Genomic DNA, 16,362 nt, shown 5'->3' on the forward strand with positions numbered 1-16,362 from the left:
TAATACATGGCGAAATTAATCAGTCAAATTAACACTGGAAGTCAAGAATTTAAAGAAAACCAATCCGCCATGCACGTCTTAATTGATAAACTTCAACAACAAATTAAACGCATCGCGTTGGGTGGCGTTGAAAAAGCTCGTACCAGACATTTAAAACATGGAAAACTACTTCCTAGGGAACGCTTACAGCAATTACTCGATCCTGGTAGTCCTTTTCTAGAACTGTCACAACTTGCTGCCTATCAGGTTTATGATGATAATGTACCTGCTGCAGGAATTATTACAGGAATCGGGTGGGTGTGTGGTATTGAATGCGTTATTGTGATTAATGATGCTACAGTAAAAGGAGGTACTTACTATCCATTAACCGTGAAAAAACATTTAAGAGCACAAGAAATTGCTCAGATGAATCATTTGCCCTGTGTTTATCTGGTAGATTCAGGTGGTGCATTCTTACCGCAACAAGATGAAGTATTCCCAGATCGGGATAATTTTGGACGCATATTTTTTAATCAAGCCCAAATGTCTGCACGAAATATCCCGCAAATTGCTGTAGTAATGGGTTCATGTACTGCGGGTGGTGCTTATGTTCCAGCGATGGCCGATGAGTCCATTATGGTAAAAAATCAAGCCACTATTTTTCTTGGCGGCCCCCCTTTGGTTAAAGCAGCCACTGGTGAAGTAATCAGCGCAGAAGAATTAGGAGGGGCCGAAGTGCATTGCCGACATTCCGGCGTAGCAGATCATTATGCTGAAAATGATGCACATGCCTTACATTTAGCACGGGTTTGCATCAGTAATTTGAACCGCAAAAAAGAATCTTCTGTTAAACGCATTGAAACCTTCGAGCCACTTTATGACTATAAAGAGCTAAATGGAATTATCCCAGCTGATCCTAGGCAACCTTTTGACATTCGTGAAGTCATCGCACGCATCGTTGATGGTTCTGAATTTGATGAATTTAAAGCACTTTATGGTACTACATTAGTTTGTGGTTTCGCTCATTTATATGGTTACCCCATTGCTATTATCGCAAATAATGGCATTCTCTTTAGTGAAAGTGCTTTAAAAGGCTGCCATTTCATAGAACTTTGCTGTCAACGTAAAATTCCTTTAGTATTTTTGCAAAATATTACGGGTTTTATGGTTGGCTCCAAATATGAAGCCTCTGGAATAGCCAAGCATGGCGCTAAAATGGTTACTGCTGTTGCCAATGCAAATGTTCCTAAATTTACAGTCATAGTTGGGGGTAGTTTTGGTGCAGGGAATTATGCAATGTGCGGGCGTGCCTATGATCCTCGGTTTATATGGTCTTGGCCCAATTCTCGTATTTCGGTAATGGGTGGTGAACAAGCAGCTAATGTTCTAGCTCAAGTGAATCGTGATAAGTTAGCAAAAGAAGGACATAATTGGTCTATGGAAGAAGAAGAGCAATTTAAAAAACAAATGCGTGCTCAATATGAACTACAAGGCCATCCCTTCTATGCTAGTGCGCGACTATGGGATGACGGTGTTATTGCGCCGGAGGATACACGTAAAATATTAGGACTTGGTTTATCCGCTGCACTAAACGCCCCTATTGAATCAACACGCTTTGGCGTGTTTCGCATGTAAAGGACAAACTGTGAGTGACTTATTATACGAAATTCAAGACCATCTGTGTTTACTTACTTTAAACCGCGTGAAAAAACATAATGCTTTTGATAATCATTTATTAGCTGAAATGCAAACATATCTTAATAATGCTTTAACAGATCCCAAGGTCAGGGTCATTGTACTTAAAGCGAACGGCAAACATTTTTCTGCCGGTGCTGATATAGCCTGGATGCGTGAAATGGCCCATTTTAGCGAAGTAGAAAATTTAAAAGATGCTATGATACTGGCTAATTTAATGTATACCTTAAATCAAAGCCCAAAACCAACCTTAGCAATGGTTCAGGGCTGTGCTTTTGGAGGCGGTGCCGGTTTGGCTGCTGCTTGTGATGTCACTTTAGCATCGACCTCGGCCCGTTTTTGTTTTTCTGAAGTGAAACTGGGAGTAATTCCAGCAGTAATTAGCCCTTATGTTGTTTCAGCAATTGGTGAGCGTTCTGCTAAAGCCTTATTCATGAGTGCTGAAGTGTTTGACGCAGCGAAAGCTTTAGCTTTAAATTTGATACATCATTGTATTCTCGAAAAAGATTTATTGGAGTTCACCCTGAACTATGCCCAACAAATTAGCAATAACGCCCCTGAGGCGGTAAGAGCATCTAAAAAATTAGCAGCTCACGTAGCAAACAAAAAAATAGACGAAGAATTAATTTATTACACTGCATCATTGATTGCCCAAAAAAGGGTATCTCCCGAAGGACAACAAGGTCTAAATGCGTTTTTAAATAAAAAAACACCTACCTGGAACTAGAGGCTTGCATGTTTAATAAAATCCTTATTGCTAATCGCGGTGAAATTGCTTGCAGAATAATTAAAACAGCACGCTCAATGGGCATCCATACCGTAGCAATTTATTCTTCTGTTGATAAAGATAGTCTGCATGTGCGCAATGCAGACAGCGCTTACTGTGTTGGCGATGCAGCAGCAAAAGACAGTTATTTACATAGTGAAACCATTATTCGTATTGCCAAAGAAAGCAATGCACAAGCCATTCATCCTGGTTATGGATTTTTATCAGAAAATGCTCAGTTTGCTAAAGCCTGTAAAAAAGCAAATATTATTTTTATTGGTCCAAGCATTGATGCAATGGAAGCAATGGCCTCCAAACAACTGGCGAAACAATTGCTAGAAAAATCTAATGTTCCCTTAATACCCGGATACCATGGCCGTGATCAATCAGAAGAAAAATTACTTAGTGAAGCAAAAAAAATAGGATTTCCAGTGCTCATTAAAGCAGCTAATGGGGGGGGAGGTAAAGGGATGCGCGCAGTGTATACAGAGTCTGAATTCAGTGCAGCATTAGCTGGAGCCAAACGCGAGTCCATGGCCAATTTTATTGATGACACAATGATTATAGAAAAACTGATGCTTCAGCCACGTCATATTGAATTACAAATCATGGCCGATAATCATGGAAATGTAGTTCATCTATTTGAGCGAGATTGTTCTATTCAACGCCGACATCAAAAAATTATTGAAGAAGCTCCTGCGCCCAATTTACTACCTGCCCTACGTCAGAAACTTGCAGATGCAGCCTGTGAAGTAGCCCGTTTGATTAAATACAGTGGGGCAGGAACCGTAGAATTTTTGGTTGATGTTAATGAACAGTTTTACTTTATGGAAATGAATACCCGCTTACAGGTAGAACACCCAGTAACAGAAATGATTACGGGTCTTGATTTAGTAAGCTGGCAATTGAAAATTGCAGCAAATGAACATTTACCATTACCACAAAATCAAATTCAAGTGCAAGGACATGCCATTGAATGCCGTATTTATGCTGAAGATCCCTATCATGAATTTATTCCATCAATAGGTCAAATTCATTTTCTTAAAGAACCGTCGGGCGATGGAATACGTATCGATACTGGAATAACATGCTCCTCACCAATTACCAGATATTACGATCCCATGATTGCCAAACTGATTGCTTGGGGAACTAACCGCCAAGAAGCCTTACAACGACTACAAGGAGCACTTGAACATTATTTTATTGGAGGCGTAAAAACCAATATTCCATTCTTATACGCAATTTGCCAACATCCCAAATTCAGACATGCAGAACTGTGTACTGATTTTTTAACGAAGGAAGACATTAAATTATCTTCACCCGATAAAGAGTTAGCACAATTGATGACAATAAGTTTTGACTATTTAAATACAGTGAATAAAATACAAGATCCGTTATTGCAAGCAGCGTTTGCCTGGCAATCTTTCGCAATAAGTAACTGGATATACCGCTATCAAGATGAAAATGATTTACTGGAAGCGGTAATTACATCGATTAGTGCCAATCAGTTTAAAGTAAAAATAAAAGAACAAGAATATTTCATTCGCGCACAACTGAATGCGGATCAACTTACACTTGAATTAAATGAACAACAACATCAAGCCATAATATACAATAAAAACCAATCGTTGACCTTATATACAATTAATGGTCAGATTACCATCGAACGATTTAATTGGAATACATCTGTTCATTCATCAACTCATAAAGGACAATTGACTGCACCCATGTCTGCAACAGTAGTTGCTATACTTAAAAATATTGGGGAGCAAGTGAAAGCAGGTGATCGCTTGATCGTTCTGGAAGCTATGAAAATGGAACACACTATTCATGCGCCAAGTGATGGTATTTTGTCACAGATATTTTACTCTGTCGGTTCACAGGTTAATGAGGGAGAAGAATTACTGTCATTGAGTAAGAGTGATATATGAAGAACTGAGAGAAGAATATGGACTATCCACACCAAGTGACAATCATTGAAGTAGGACCCCGTGATGGTCTACAAAATGAATCTGCTTTTGTATCCAGTAAACATAAAATTGAGTTGATTAATGCCCTGAGTCAAACAGGCTTGGAATGCATCGAAGTGACTAGTTTTGTTTCTGCAAAAGCCATTCCACAATTAGCAGATCATGAAAAAGTGTTTCAGGCAATCGATAAAGTCCCCAATGTGCATTATTCCGCTCTGGTTCCTAATGAACAAGGTATGCGTAAAGCCATAGAAGCAGGTGTTAAAGAAATCGCTGTATTTACAGCAGCAAGCGAATCATTCAATCAACATAATATTAATTGTTCTATTCATGAAAGCATCATGCGCTTTAAACCAGTTCTTACTTTAGCTAATGCGCAAAACATCAATGTACGCGGCTACATTTCTTGTGTCTTAGGCTGTCCTTATGAAGGCAATATACCTCCTGAACAAGTTGCTGAGGTCACGCAAAAACTTTTAGATTTAGGCGTCAATGAAATTTCATTGGGCGATACCATAGGCGTAGGTACTCCCCGTCAAACTCAATTAGTCCTAGACCAAGTATTAAAATTTCTACCTTTAAATCAATTAGCAATGCATTTTCATGATACTTTTGGGCAGGCAATAGCTAATATTTATGCCTCATTACACTATGGAGTACATCGCTTTGACAGTTCTGTTGCAGGACTCGGTGGTTGTCCTTATGCTCTTGGAGCTACAGGGAATGTGGCTACTGAAGATGTTCTTTATTTAATGCATGGTTTAGGTATTAACACTGGAGTGGATGTATTTAAAATTGTAGCAGTTGGTGATTTAATTTGTAAAATTTTGGGACGTAAAAATCAATCAAAAGTTGGCAACGCTCTACTGGCAAATCCTTGTAATTATTAAAAAAGGAATAAATAATGAGTGAACTTGCATGGAAACCTAAATATCCTCAGAAGAGCAGAATGTGGCAATTTATGCATTTTGCTGCAAAACAACACTGTCAGGTTTTTGAAAATTATCAGGATCTTCATACCTGGTCTATTAAACATCCTGATTCATTTTGGCCGACACTTTGCGATTTTTTTCATTTAAAATTTGATATCCCACCCCACCAAATCCTAAATTATTACGATGAAATGATGGACGCACATTGGTTTTCTGGTGCTAAATTAAATTTTTCGCAAAAACTTTTGTCACGAAGAGATGAACATCCTGCGCTGATTAGTCTCAATGAAAATAATGAACGTCATGAACTAAGTTATCAACAATTATATACCGCAGTCGCCCAATGTGCTGCTGGGTTAAAGGCAATTGGGGTCAGTAGCGGAGACCGGGTTGCAGCATTAATGCCTAATACTCATTATACCATCATTGCTATGTTAGCTACTGCATCGATAGGAGCCATATGGTCCTCTTGCTCACCTGATTTTGGTGCTCAAGCAGCCATTGACCGCTTGGGACAAATTGAGCCTAAAGTATTATTCATTTGTGATGGCCATCAATATAATGGTAAGAAATTCAGCGAGGCTGAGAAGATTAAACAACTCAATAATTTCCTTCCAACATTGATACATCTGATAATTTGCCCTAATATCCATGAAGTTATAGACATCTCAGAACTACCTAACGCAGAACATTGGGATGATTTTTTAAAACCAGCCAAAGAATGTGAGTTTACCTCCCTTCCCTTCGCACACCCACTGTATATCATGTTTTCTTCAGGAACAACTGGAAAACCTAAATGCATTGTGCATGGTGCCGGTGGAACATTAATACAGCATATTAAAGAATTAGGTTTGCATACAGATTTACATGCAAAAGACAATTTATGTTTTTATACCACCTGCGGATGGATGATGTGGAACTGGATGGTTTCTTCACTAGCATTAGGCGCCACATTAACTCTTTACGAAGGATCTCCAACTTACCCTAAAAGCAATCGCTTATTTAAATTACTTGAAGAAGAAAAAGTCACTGTCTTTGGAACCAGTGCTAAATATATTTCCGCTGTAGAAAAAGCCAGAGTAAAACCCGGCAAGGAATGTAATTTAAAACATTTACGCTGTATTCTGTCTACAGGTTCACCGTTACTTCCAAAAAATTATGATTATGTTTATGAGCAAATCAAAAGCGATATACAACTTAGCTCTATATCAGGAGGTACCGATATCCTTTCCTGTTTTGCACTAGGCAACCCCATGTTGCCCGTTTATCGAGGCGAGTTACAATGTTTAGGTTTAGGTATGGCCGTTAAAGTGTTTGATGAGGAAGGTCACTCTGTGCATAAAGCTCATGGCGAATTAGTTTGTACTATGCCATTCCCTTCCATGCCAATAAGTTTTTGGAATGACCCCGATCGACAAGCATACAGGCACGCTTATTTCGAACGTTTTGCGGGAGTCTGGGCACATGGTGATTTTGCTGAAATAACAGCGCACTTTGGACTCATTATTTATGGTCGCTCCGATGCTGTATTAAACCCTGGTGGTGTCCGCATTGGTACTGCTGAGATTTACCGACAGGTAGAGCAAATTGATGAAGTTATTGACAGCATTGTCATTGGTCAAGATTGGCAAGATGATGTCCGTGTTGTTTTATTTGTGAAACTACGTAAAAACAAATCTTTGAATGAAGAACTAATCGATAAAATTCGCTCTACTATTCGTAAAAATGCTTCACCAAGACATGTCCCAGCAAAAATTTTGCAAGTAGATGACATTCCTCGCACTATCAGTGGAAAAATCGTTGAGTTAGCTGTTCGCCAGGTAGTTCACGGTTTACCAGTACATAATTTGCAATCATTAGCAAACCCCCAGGCCTTGGATTATTTTAAAAATCGTATAGAGTTAATGAGTTAGTAAAATCATTAAATTGTCACGGTAAAAACAAGAGCATTCGCATAGTTATCGCCCGTTTTAATTGCATTAAGTGCTTGCTGATTGTTGATTGTTGATTGTTGATTGTTGATTTCCCCTGTCCTAGGTAGAAAAAGCGATAACCAATTACAATGGATAGTTGATCTGCAACATTATTGAACTGGAGACTAATACCCTGATGAGTTGTAACTGTGTAGTAATTACTCACCGGAGGTTCTTGTCCATAATTATAGTTTGCGTTTTGACCTGAACTCCAGAATACCCACCAATCTAAGCAAGGAAATAACCTTTAGGTAAAAAACCAATTTTTCCCATACTACCAGCAAATGAAGTTAGTGAACTGAAAACACATAAAAAAAGAACGCAACAGCGCTATTATTAAAAATCATGAAACATCCATGTGGTAGGTTTTTTACTGAATTAAAAAATAATACTCTCACCAAGAGCATTATGGTAATAGTTTTTTCTACATCACAACCAAAAAGCAATTCAAATACTTCTTTGTTTACTTAATCAGATTGTGTATACTCCAACTACGGCGTCGATTTGAAATTCAGCTTGCGGACGCTCAAAAAAGGGTTCTTTTTTGAAAATACGGCTAAAGCGGGTGCTGTTTCATACTCTCTCTCCAAACCGTCTATCGCATGCATAATATATAATTTCAGGTTATAACATGATTGATTTAATTCGATTAACAAAATCCTTTTCTGGCAAACCAGTTTTACAAGATATTAATTTATTCATTCAAGAAGGTGAAATTTTTGGTATTATTGGCAAAAGTGGCGCTGGAAAGTCCACTTTATTACGATGTATTAATTTGTTGGAGCGTCCTGACGAAGGTGATGTCGTTATTGATGGCCAATACCTGAATAGCCTTTCACGAAAAAATTTAGCTTTAGCTCGTCACAAAATGGCGATGATTTTTCAGCAATTTAATTTACTCAATTCAAAAAATGTGTATGACAATATTGCACTACCAATGCGCATTCAAGGAATTAATGAAGACTTGATCGATGCTAAAATCAAAGAATTGCTGCCAATTGTAGAACTAACAGATAAAAAATTTGCCTATCCACATCAACTTAGTGGCGGGCAAAAACAAAGAGTAGCAATTGCACGTGCTTTAAGTTGTTCACCTAAAATTTTACTCTGTGATGAAGCCACCTCTGCTCTAGATCCCGAAACAACGGATGCAATTCTCATCTTACTTAAAAAAATTAATACCTTGTATGGAATTACCATAGTCCTTATTACTCATGAAATGGATATAGTAAAACGCATTTGTCAAAGATTGGCTGTTATAGAACAAGGGAAGCTTATCGAAACTGTAGCTTTGGCAAATGTATTCAATAAAAATGACAGTGTGGCACGTACTATGCTTTATGCACAACTTAGCCCAAAATTACCAGAATGTTTAACCAGCAGAGTAGCGTCCTATATAACAGACAAACCCCTTCTTCGTCTTTTTTTTCAAGGGGAAGAAGCTACAGTACCCTTTATCAGTCAAACCAGTCGTGAGTTAAATTTAGATATTAATATTTTACTCGCCAATATTGATCGTTTTGATACAGTCACTTGTGGGGTTTTAATAGTTGAACTCACTGCACACCAATTTTTATTGGAAGCATTCATAGAACGATGCAAACACGCCAAATTAACTGTGGAGGTTTTAGGCTATGTCCTACCCGATGGCATATGATTTATTCGTCGCTACAGGCGAAACTCTATATATGGTGGTTACTAGTATGCTTTTTGCCATACTATTGGGTTTGCCGTTAGGTACCCTACTTTACACAACCAAGCGGGTAAAGCTAATGCCTAAATTACATAAAGCCCTGTCCATCTTTATTAATATGTCGCGCTCAATACCTTTTATCATTTTGTTAGTAGCTATTATTCCATTTACTCGAATTATTGTTGGCACATCGATTGGGATAAATGCAGCAATTGTACCTTTGACTTTAGGAGCCACTCCCTTTTTTGCCCGCTTGGTTGATAATGTTTATCAGAGTTTGCCCAATGGGCTAATTGAAACAGGATATGCTATGGGGGCAACTACTAAACAAATCATTCTTCATATTTTATTACCAGAAGCAAAACCTGGATTAATTCATGCCATCACTGTAACTGCCATCACTTTGGTTAATTATTCAGCAATGGCCGGAACGGTGGGTGCGGGAGGCCTGGGTACTTTAGCAATTAACTATGGCTATCAACGTTTTGATGCTGGAGTGATGGCATCGACGGTTATTGTATTAATTATTATGGTACAAATGATACAAATGATGGGTGACCATTTGGCAAAACGGTTTTTACATCATTAAATAAATTTGGAGTTTTTCAATGCGAATTTTAACTTATATTGTTTTATTATTAAGCTTAGTGGCCTGCAATAAGCCCTCGCCCAATACCTTAGTTGTAGGAACTATTGCTGGCCCTGAAACGGAGCTTATTGAAACAGCAAAAGAAGTAGCAAAAACCAAATATGGATTAGACATTAAAATTATTGCATTTAATGATTATAACTTACCCAATGAAGCATTGCAGGATGGCAGCCTGGACGCGAATGTGTACCAGCATTTACCTTATTTGCAAGCCGCTATTAAGGCACATCATTATAATTTTGAAGCTATAGGAAGAACCTTTGTTTATCCTATGGGTATTTATTCCAAAAAATTTACTTCATTAAACGATTTGCCTGAAAACTCAATCATTGCTTTACCTAACGATCCCAGTAATGAGATGCGCGCTTTACAATTATTGGAAAAGGCTCATTTAATTACATTAAAAGACACCAATACTACAGGTTTACAGGATATTGCACTCAATCCGCAGCATTTACAATTTAAAGAAATGAATGCTGCGCAATTACCTCGAATACTACCTGACGTCGATGCAGCTGTAATCAACACTACTTTTGCTTTACCCGCTGGTTTAACTCCTTCTCATGATGGATTATTCACTGAAGATAAAGATTCACCTTATGCAAATATTATTGTAATTCGTCGTGATAGTCCTAAAAAGGAACAATTGCTCTTATTTGTTAAGGCATTAAATTCTAATGAAGTTAAAGCAAAGGCAGAAACATTATTTGGAGATACTGCCATTCCTGCCTGGTAAATGAATTAAACTACTAAGATAATTATCGAGGTAGTTTAATCCTCCCTTAATGAAAAAAGTGTTATACTTTAGTTAACTAAATTTCTTTAAAGGTGCAGATTATGACAAGTCCTCTTCCTTCAGCACCATTGATGGGTGGGCTGAATCCAACGAAACCTGAAAAACGATCTCGATTAAATAAGATTATTGGCGATCGTGGAACTTCTAAACACTACTCTCCGACAGATTTAGAAAATATAGCACAAGAATATCTTTCTGATATGCCTTTGAGAGAAGGGGATGATTTCATCTTTGATGCTAAAGCGTTTGAAGATCATGTCAAAGGAAGAGCTCGAGACTTTACCGATCTACAAGAAGCCAAAATCTTTGAAAAAGATGAACCTCTTTATAAAAAACTGGGGGCAATTATTGGAGGTGATGACGACAATGCAAATGATCGCCGTGCAGCCATTGAGCGCATTAAAACAGGAATAAATGATGTTTTAAAATTAACACCAATCACAGAAGGCGAACTAACCACAAAACTTCAAACAGCTCAAAAAAAATACGTCGAATCCGTACAGATATTCAAAGAACTTGTAGAACAAAGCAGGGGTAGACGTAACGTTCAAGACATTATCGGAGTCATGAAAGAACTTGTTGAAGAGGGTAAAAACGCAATAAAACAACAACAATCAGAAGAATTAGAGCGATTAAAACACCAATTTACTTTGACTGAGTTTAAGAAAGATTTTCAAACAGGGCTTAATATTACTGAAGCACAAATTGAAAATGTGCAACACAGTCTCATTGCAGATTTAGAAGATACTCACAAAAAACAAATAGAAGCATTTGATAAATCAACTCAAGAGTCTGAAGCACAATTACATAATACGTCAACAAGACAAAGGCAAGCATTTCTATTTATTGCCAGTCTACATAAAAATGACGCCAATATGCAAAGAGAAATTGAGAAAATTGCTGATGCTAATCGAAATCTATATAGTGCTCAGAATATGGAAGTAGCCTTCGGTGCTGATAAAAAAGATATTTTTTCAGTTAATCTGGATCAGTTAAAATTCATTCAACTTATTGGCGGTGGTGAAATAAGGCGAGCATCCGAACAACCCATAAGTTATCAATTAGATATGGGGATGAGACTATTTAATCCCCGTTATTATCTCAATGATCGAGCTAGTAGAGACATGTTGATATTAGCTCAAGCAATTCGTGCCTCAGGCTCGAGTTCAATCACGATGAAACTCGATTTTAGTAATCAAAAAATTGCAGAGCAACGTGGCCGAGAAGCATATGAAGCATGTATTAAAGCTGGTTTTCCACCTGAGAAAATTAAATTAAACATCAATGGTAAGCTGATGAGCTATAATGGGGTTGGAAATGAGAAAGACAGTCAAAAATATGAATCAATCCAAGAACGGCTGTACAGTAAAAAAGGCAGTGAATTTGCTCTCCTGGAACAAAGATCGAAGACAATTCAGGATAGTTTACAAAATATAACTTCAACACCGAAAACAATGACCAAAGCAGGTATGAATGAAATAAGGAAAGAAATGGAAGATTTAAGAGCAAGTGCCCAAGCTAAGGCAATTCAAAATGTGCCCAATGAAAAACAGACTAGCGCAACTGTAAACCCAGGAAAGTGAGAACAGCAAAATTATTTTATGGCTGATTTTAAATGTCTCTTGTCTCAAAATCAAGAGGTTCAATAAAGACGGCAACGCCGAATCGACGTTGCCTCTATATTAGTTCAAGAAAGAAAAAAATAAATGCCTGTCAAGACGTGAACCAACAAGCTCCTCTATAAGTGTCAAAGACGATAAAAGTTTATCGTCTTTGAGTTCGATATAATTTAAACAATACCTATATCATTTATATGTTCTTTGTGAATTAACATAATCTCGTAACATAAATAAAGTAAATCCAGCTAGAAATAATTACTACTGCTCAAAAAATTCCACTATTTTTGCTTTCTGAATTCTGTTATTTTATTAAAGAAACAAAACCGATTAAGCTAAGGAGTTAGCTATGAGTACCTGTGGTTTTGATGAAGATGAAAATGTACTGGAAGATTTTAGCGACAACAGTGTAATAATTACCGAATCAAATCCTTCTACCAAATTGGAAAGACGACGAAAAATCGAAGATTTGCTAGAAGAAAAGCGTTTAAAAGAAGAGCTGACAGAATTTGGTTAGTTAACTTGGAGATCATTTTGCCTGAGATTTATTTGATTCAAAGGAAAATAAATATCAAATCGAACTGTCTTTCCCTCAATAGATGCATTTGCAGGCAATAAAGACTTTGTTTTTTGCGGCCATTTTACCACTACCTTTTGTTTCACTCGTCTTATTGCAAGATGTATTAATTTTAAAACGTCCTTGTCAGCTCCGATCATTTGTTGTAATGCTTGCATGTCTTTTTTCACTAAAGCTGATTTATTACGTTCAGGATGCATGGGATCAATATAAATTACATCAGGGTACTCCTTTTCCTTTAATGTATTTAAAAAAGAACAAGAATCGCCTACGTAAAGGGATAAGTGCATTTGTTTCTTATCAAATTCAGTTCGCTGCAATAAAGCATCAGCCAATAATGCTGCTATCACTGGATGGCGCTCCAACATTAATACTTCGGCACCAAAAGTAGCCAAAACAGCAGCATCTCGTCCCCAACCAGCTGTTGCATCAATAATTTTTAAACCTGTTACGGGTTTGCATGCGCGTATTAATCCTTGTTTTTTCCCCGCCTTTTTCCTTTTATTCCAAAAGGCTGCATGAAATTCAGGAAAAAGTAGAGAAAAATTAGGTATTTTCAATGTCAATTTTTTTTCAGTAAGAAAAAGACAGGGATTTGCATCCTTGTCCAATAAAAAACTTAGCTGTTTAGCAAGCGCTTGTGCTTTATCGTGTAAACCTTCATGTTCATAACCTACACTAGAAACATTAATCATGAAAGTTGCAATAGTGAAATATCAGCGACACCTTGAAGCACATCTTGCAAACAAGCCAAGAGAGTTAAACGATTAACTTTTACAGCTTCATCATCCACCATAACCATTACCTGATCAAAGAAAGCATCTACAGGATCTCTAAGACTAGCAAGTAATTTTAATAAAGCTCCATAATCTGCCGAACGATATAAAGGTGCAACTGATTGTATTATTTTATTAATATGAATATATAAAGATTTTTCTGTAGCTTCTTCAAGCAATTGCTCATTAATTTTAGCCGATAATACTAGTTTACTCGTAGAGTTTAATAAATTAGTCACCCGCTTACATGCAGCAGAGAGCGATGTTGCTTCGGGACGCGAGACAAACATTTGTAAGGCGTGTAAGCGTTTATCTAAATCATATAGGCATTCATCTTGACGTGCACGCACTGCATGAATTAAATCCACGCTTAACCCTTGACCTTGATAATAAGACTGCAGGCGCTCAAGAATAAACAGTTTTAATTCAGAAGTTATATTAGAATCTACGTCTAAAATTCCTATATACTGTGCTACAGCCTGATCAATTAACGAACTCAGATTTAATGAGACCGGCGTAGAAATTAATAAACGAACAACTGCTAAAGCATGGCGTCTTAATTTAAATGGATCTTTTACTCCCGAAGGCTTTTGTCCTATAGCAAAAATACCTACTAAAGTATCCATTCTATCCGACAAAGATAAAGCAAGACCTAAAACTGATTCAGGCAATTTATCTGTTGCAAAACGTGGCATGTATTGTTCATTTAAGGCGTGAGCAACAGAGGGATTTTCTCCATCATGAAGAGCATAATAATAACCCATTAAACCTTGTAACTCAGGAAATTCTCCTACCATACCGGTTAGTAAATCGCATTTACTTAATTCAGCAGCACGTTGAGCTTCTGGCAAAGATAGATTCAGCGCTGGACTCAAATAAGTCATTAAGGCCTTTATACGTAGTGCTTTATCCCACAAACTTCCTAGCTTTACCTGGAAAACAACATTTTCAGTTGCGGCAATGTGCTGATGTAAACTATATTTTTTATCTTTTTTAAAGAAGTATGCAGCATCACTTAAACGTGCACGCATCACTTTTTCATTACCTGAAATAACCTGCTGTGGATTTGTACTAGCAATATTTACAACCGTAATAAAATGCGGTATTAACAATCCATTCTTATCTCTTAACGCAAAACATTTCTGATGGGCTTGCATCGATGCAATCAACACTTCAGCAGGCACTTCAAGAAACTCCTTTTCAAAATTAGCCATTAATGCTTGGGGCCATTCGACAATGGAAGTTACTTCATCAAGCAAATCATCAGGCATAACCGCTGTTGCCTCCTGCAAAGCAGCCAAGTGCTCAACTTGTTCTTTAATTAATTGTTTTCTAAGAGCAAAATCAGCGATAACAAATCCTTCTTTCATTTTTATCTCATAACTTTGTGCTGAAGAAAGTGTAATCTCTTGTGGATGATGAAAGCGATGTCCGCGACTCTTACAACCAGTTCTGATTCCCAACAGCTGCGAGTCAATTACTTCATTTCCATAAAGCATCATAGCCCAATGAACCGGTCTGGCAAACTCCTCATCACCTGAACCCCAACGCATAGGTTTTGCAATAGGTAAAGCAGCTAAAGACTGACTGATGAAAACGGGCAGTAACTCTTTAGTTTTATTAACATGCGTTGGTATTTCACATACAATCCAACCACCTTTATCTGTTTCTATTTTTGAAAGCTGCTCAAGCGCTACACCACAAGATTTAGAAAAACCCAGTAACGCTTGTGTAGGTTTACCCTCTTTGTCATAGGCTGCAATTACCGCTGGACCACGTCGGGTTATCATTTGACTTTTTTGTTCCGTTTGTAAATTCTGGATATACACAGCAAGACGACGGGGTGTTGCAAAACGTTTTACTTCTCCGTAGCTTAATTGTGCCTTATCCAAAGCAGCTAATAATTGATTAGCAAACTCATCAGCTAAGGCCCAAACAGAACCTGAAGGTAACTCCTCACACCCTAATTCAAATATAAAATCATTAACCATTACACACCTTTTACCAAAGGAAACCCCAAAGCTTCACGCGCTTCATAATATACTTGCGCCACTGCTCGTGATAATTGCCTAACTCGTAAAATATAACGCTGTCTTTCAGTTACAGAGATCGCTTTACGCGCGTCAAGAAGATTAAAGGAGTGAGACGCTTTGATCACCATTTCATAGGCTGGAAGTGGCAACTTTAAGGAGATCAATTTTTGTGCTTCACCTTCATAATAATCAAATTGTCTGAATAATTCGTCCACATTTGCATATTCAAAATTATAAGCAGACATTTCTACTTCATTTTGGTGAAAGACATTACCGTAAGTTATCATCCCATTTGCTGTATTAGCCCAAGGCAAATCAAATAAATTATCCACACCTAAAATATACATGGCCAATCGTTCCAGGCCATAAGTTAACTCGCCGGTTACAGGCTTACAAGGCAGACCACCTGCTTGTTGAAAATAGGTAAATTGCGACACTTCCATTCCATTTTGCCAAACTTCCCAACCTAAACCCCAAGCCCCTAAAGTAGGTGACTCCCAGTTATCTTCAACAAAACGAATGTCATCTGCTAAAAAATCTATGCCTAATGCACGCAATGAATCTAAATATTTATCTTGTATATCCAAAGGAGAAGGTTTAAGCACTACCTGGAATTGATAATAATGCTGTACCCGGTTAGGGTTATCTCCATAACGACCATCTGTGGGTCTTCGTGAAGGTTGAACATAAGCAGCGGACCATGGTTCTGGGCCTATGGCTCGCAAGAAAGTTGCCGGATGAAAAGTACCCGCACCAACCTCCATATCCAAGGGTTGCAAAATAATGCAACCTTGAGCAGCCCAATATTGCTGCAGAATGAGAATAATATCCTGAAATGTATTCGGTTTTGTCATGAAGATCTCAAAATTAACAATGATGATAAGATTGTAACTTCTTAAATAAGTTG

At 37.6% G+C, this 16,362-nt stretch carries 14 protein-coding genes; 10 read left to right on the forward strand and 4 right to left on the reverse strand.

Annotation, left to right across the window (positions count from 1 at the left end):
* Positions 1 to 6: 6 nt before the first annotated feature.
* Genes WA877_RS07180 through WA877_RS07200 form a run of 5 tightly spaced genes read left to right on the forward strand, consistent with a single transcriptional unit; the run spans position 7 to position 7,255 of the window.
* Positions 7 to 1,614, forward strand: coding sequence for a carboxyl transferase domain-containing protein (locus tag WA877_RS07180; RefSeq protein ID WP_425170235.1), 1,608 nt, complete (start codon positions 7 to 9; stop codon positions 1,612 to 1,614).
* A 10-nt stretch (positions 1,615 to 1,624) separates the two neighbouring features.
* On the forward strand, positions 1,625 to 2,401 hold the full coding sequence (locus WA877_RS07185; protein ID WP_425170236.1) for an enoyl-CoA hydratase-related protein: 777 nt from the start codon (positions 1,625 to 1,627) through the stop codon (positions 2,399 to 2,401).
* 8 nt (positions 2,402 to 2,409) lie between these two features.
* On the forward strand, positions 2,410 to 4,371 hold the full coding sequence (locus WA877_RS07190; RefSeq protein ID WP_425170237.1) for an acetyl/propionyl/methylcrotonyl-CoA carboxylase subunit alpha: 1,962 nt from the start codon (positions 2,410 to 2,412) through the stop codon (positions 4,369 to 4,371).
* Positions 4,372 to 4,388: 17 nt separating this feature from the next.
* Positions 4,389 to 5,300, forward strand: coding sequence for a hydroxymethylglutaryl-CoA lyase (locus WA877_RS07195; protein WP_425170238.1), 912 nt, complete (start codon positions 4,389 to 4,391; stop codon positions 5,298 to 5,300).
* Positions 5,301 to 5,314: 14 nt separating this feature from the next.
* Positions 5,315 to 7,255, forward strand: a complete 1,941-nt coding sequence (locus WA877_RS07200; RefSeq protein WP_425170239.1) for an acetoacetate--CoA ligase — start codon at positions 5,315 to 5,317, stop codon at positions 7,253 to 7,255.
* A gap of 16 nt (positions 7,256 to 7,271) precedes the next feature.
* On the opposite strand, the gene WA877_RS07205 is transcribed toward WA877_RS07200, so the two are convergent.
* Entirely contained in the window at positions 7,272 to 7,481 is a 210-nt protein-coding gene (locus tag WA877_RS07205; RefSeq protein ID WP_425170240.1) for a hypothetical protein, read from the reverse strand.
* A gap of 465 nt (positions 7,482 to 7,946) precedes the next feature.
* Here WA877_RS07205 and WA877_RS07210 point away from each other — a divergent pair, with 465 nt between their 5' ends.
* The 5 genes from WA877_RS07210 to WA877_RS07230 all read left to right on the forward strand — a co-directional run bounded on the left by WA877_RS07210 (position 7,947) and on the right by WA877_RS07230 (position 12,586).
* Positions 7,947 to 8,972: an ATP-binding cassette domain-containing protein gene (locus WA877_RS07210; protein WP_425170241.1), complete on the forward strand. Its 1,026-nt coding sequence runs from the start codon at positions 7,947 to 7,949 to the stop codon at positions 8,970 to 8,972.
* Positions 8,950 to 9,597 carry a methionine ABC transporter permease gene (locus tag WA877_RS07215; protein ID WP_425170242.1) on the forward strand — a complete coding sequence of 216 codons (648 nt, stop codon included), beginning with the start codon at positions 8,950 to 8,952 and terminating at the stop codon, positions 9,595 to 9,597. The genes WA877_RS07210 and WA877_RS07215 overlap by 23 nt, the downstream gene beginning before the upstream one ends.
* Before the next feature lie 19 nt (positions 9,598 to 9,616).
* Positions 9,617 to 10,393, forward strand: a complete 777-nt coding sequence (locus WA877_RS07220) for a MetQ/NlpA family ABC transporter substrate-binding protein (RefSeq protein WP_425170243.1) — start codon at positions 9,617 to 9,619, stop codon at positions 10,391 to 10,393.
* A 101-nt stretch (positions 10,394 to 10,494) separates the two neighbouring features.
* Complete coding sequence (locus WA877_RS07225; protein ID WP_425170244.1) at positions 10,495 to 12,036, forward strand: hypothetical protein; 1,542 nt, start codon at positions 10,495 to 10,497, stop codon at positions 12,034 to 12,036.
* 382 nt (positions 12,037 to 12,418) lie between these two features.
* The gene (locus tag WA877_RS07230) at positions 12,419 to 12,586 is read left to right on the forward strand and encodes a PA3496 family putative envelope integrity protein (RefSeq protein ID WP_425170245.1); all 168 of its coding nucleotides are present in this window, start codon (positions 12,419 to 12,421) and stop codon (positions 12,584 to 12,586) included.
* Here the strand turns inward: WA877_RS07230 and WA877_RS07235 are convergent.
* The 3 genes from WA877_RS07235 to glyQ are packed head-to-tail and all read right to left on the reverse strand — an operon-like array spanning position 12,583 to position 16,309.
* Positions 12,583 to 13,341 carry a class I SAM-dependent methyltransferase gene (locus tag WA877_RS07235; RefSeq protein WP_425170246.1) on the reverse strand — a complete coding sequence of 253 codons (759 nt, stop codon included), beginning with the start codon at positions 13,339 to 13,341 and terminating at the stop codon, positions 12,583 to 12,585. The genes WA877_RS07230 and WA877_RS07235 overlap by 4 nt on opposite strands.
* The gene (gene glyS / locus WA877_RS07240) at positions 13,338 to 15,413 is read right to left on the reverse strand and encodes a glycine--tRNA ligase subunit beta (protein ID WP_425170247.1); all 2,076 of its coding nucleotides are present in this window, start codon (positions 15,411 to 15,413) and stop codon (positions 13,338 to 13,340) included. The genes WA877_RS07235 and glyS overlap by 4 nt, the downstream gene beginning before the upstream one ends.
* Positions 15,413 to 16,309, reverse strand: coding sequence for a glycine--tRNA ligase subunit alpha (glyQ, locus tag WA877_RS07245; RefSeq protein ID WP_425170248.1), 897 nt, complete (start codon positions 16,307 to 16,309; stop codon positions 15,413 to 15,415). The genes glyS and glyQ overlap by 1 nt, the downstream gene beginning before the upstream one ends.
* Positions 16,310 to 16,362 lie beyond the last annotated feature (53 nt).

Origin of the sequence: Legionella sp. (assembly GCF_049790535.1) — a bacterium.
Lineage (GTDB): Bacteria > Pseudomonadota > Gammaproteobacteria > Legionellales > Legionellaceae > Legionella.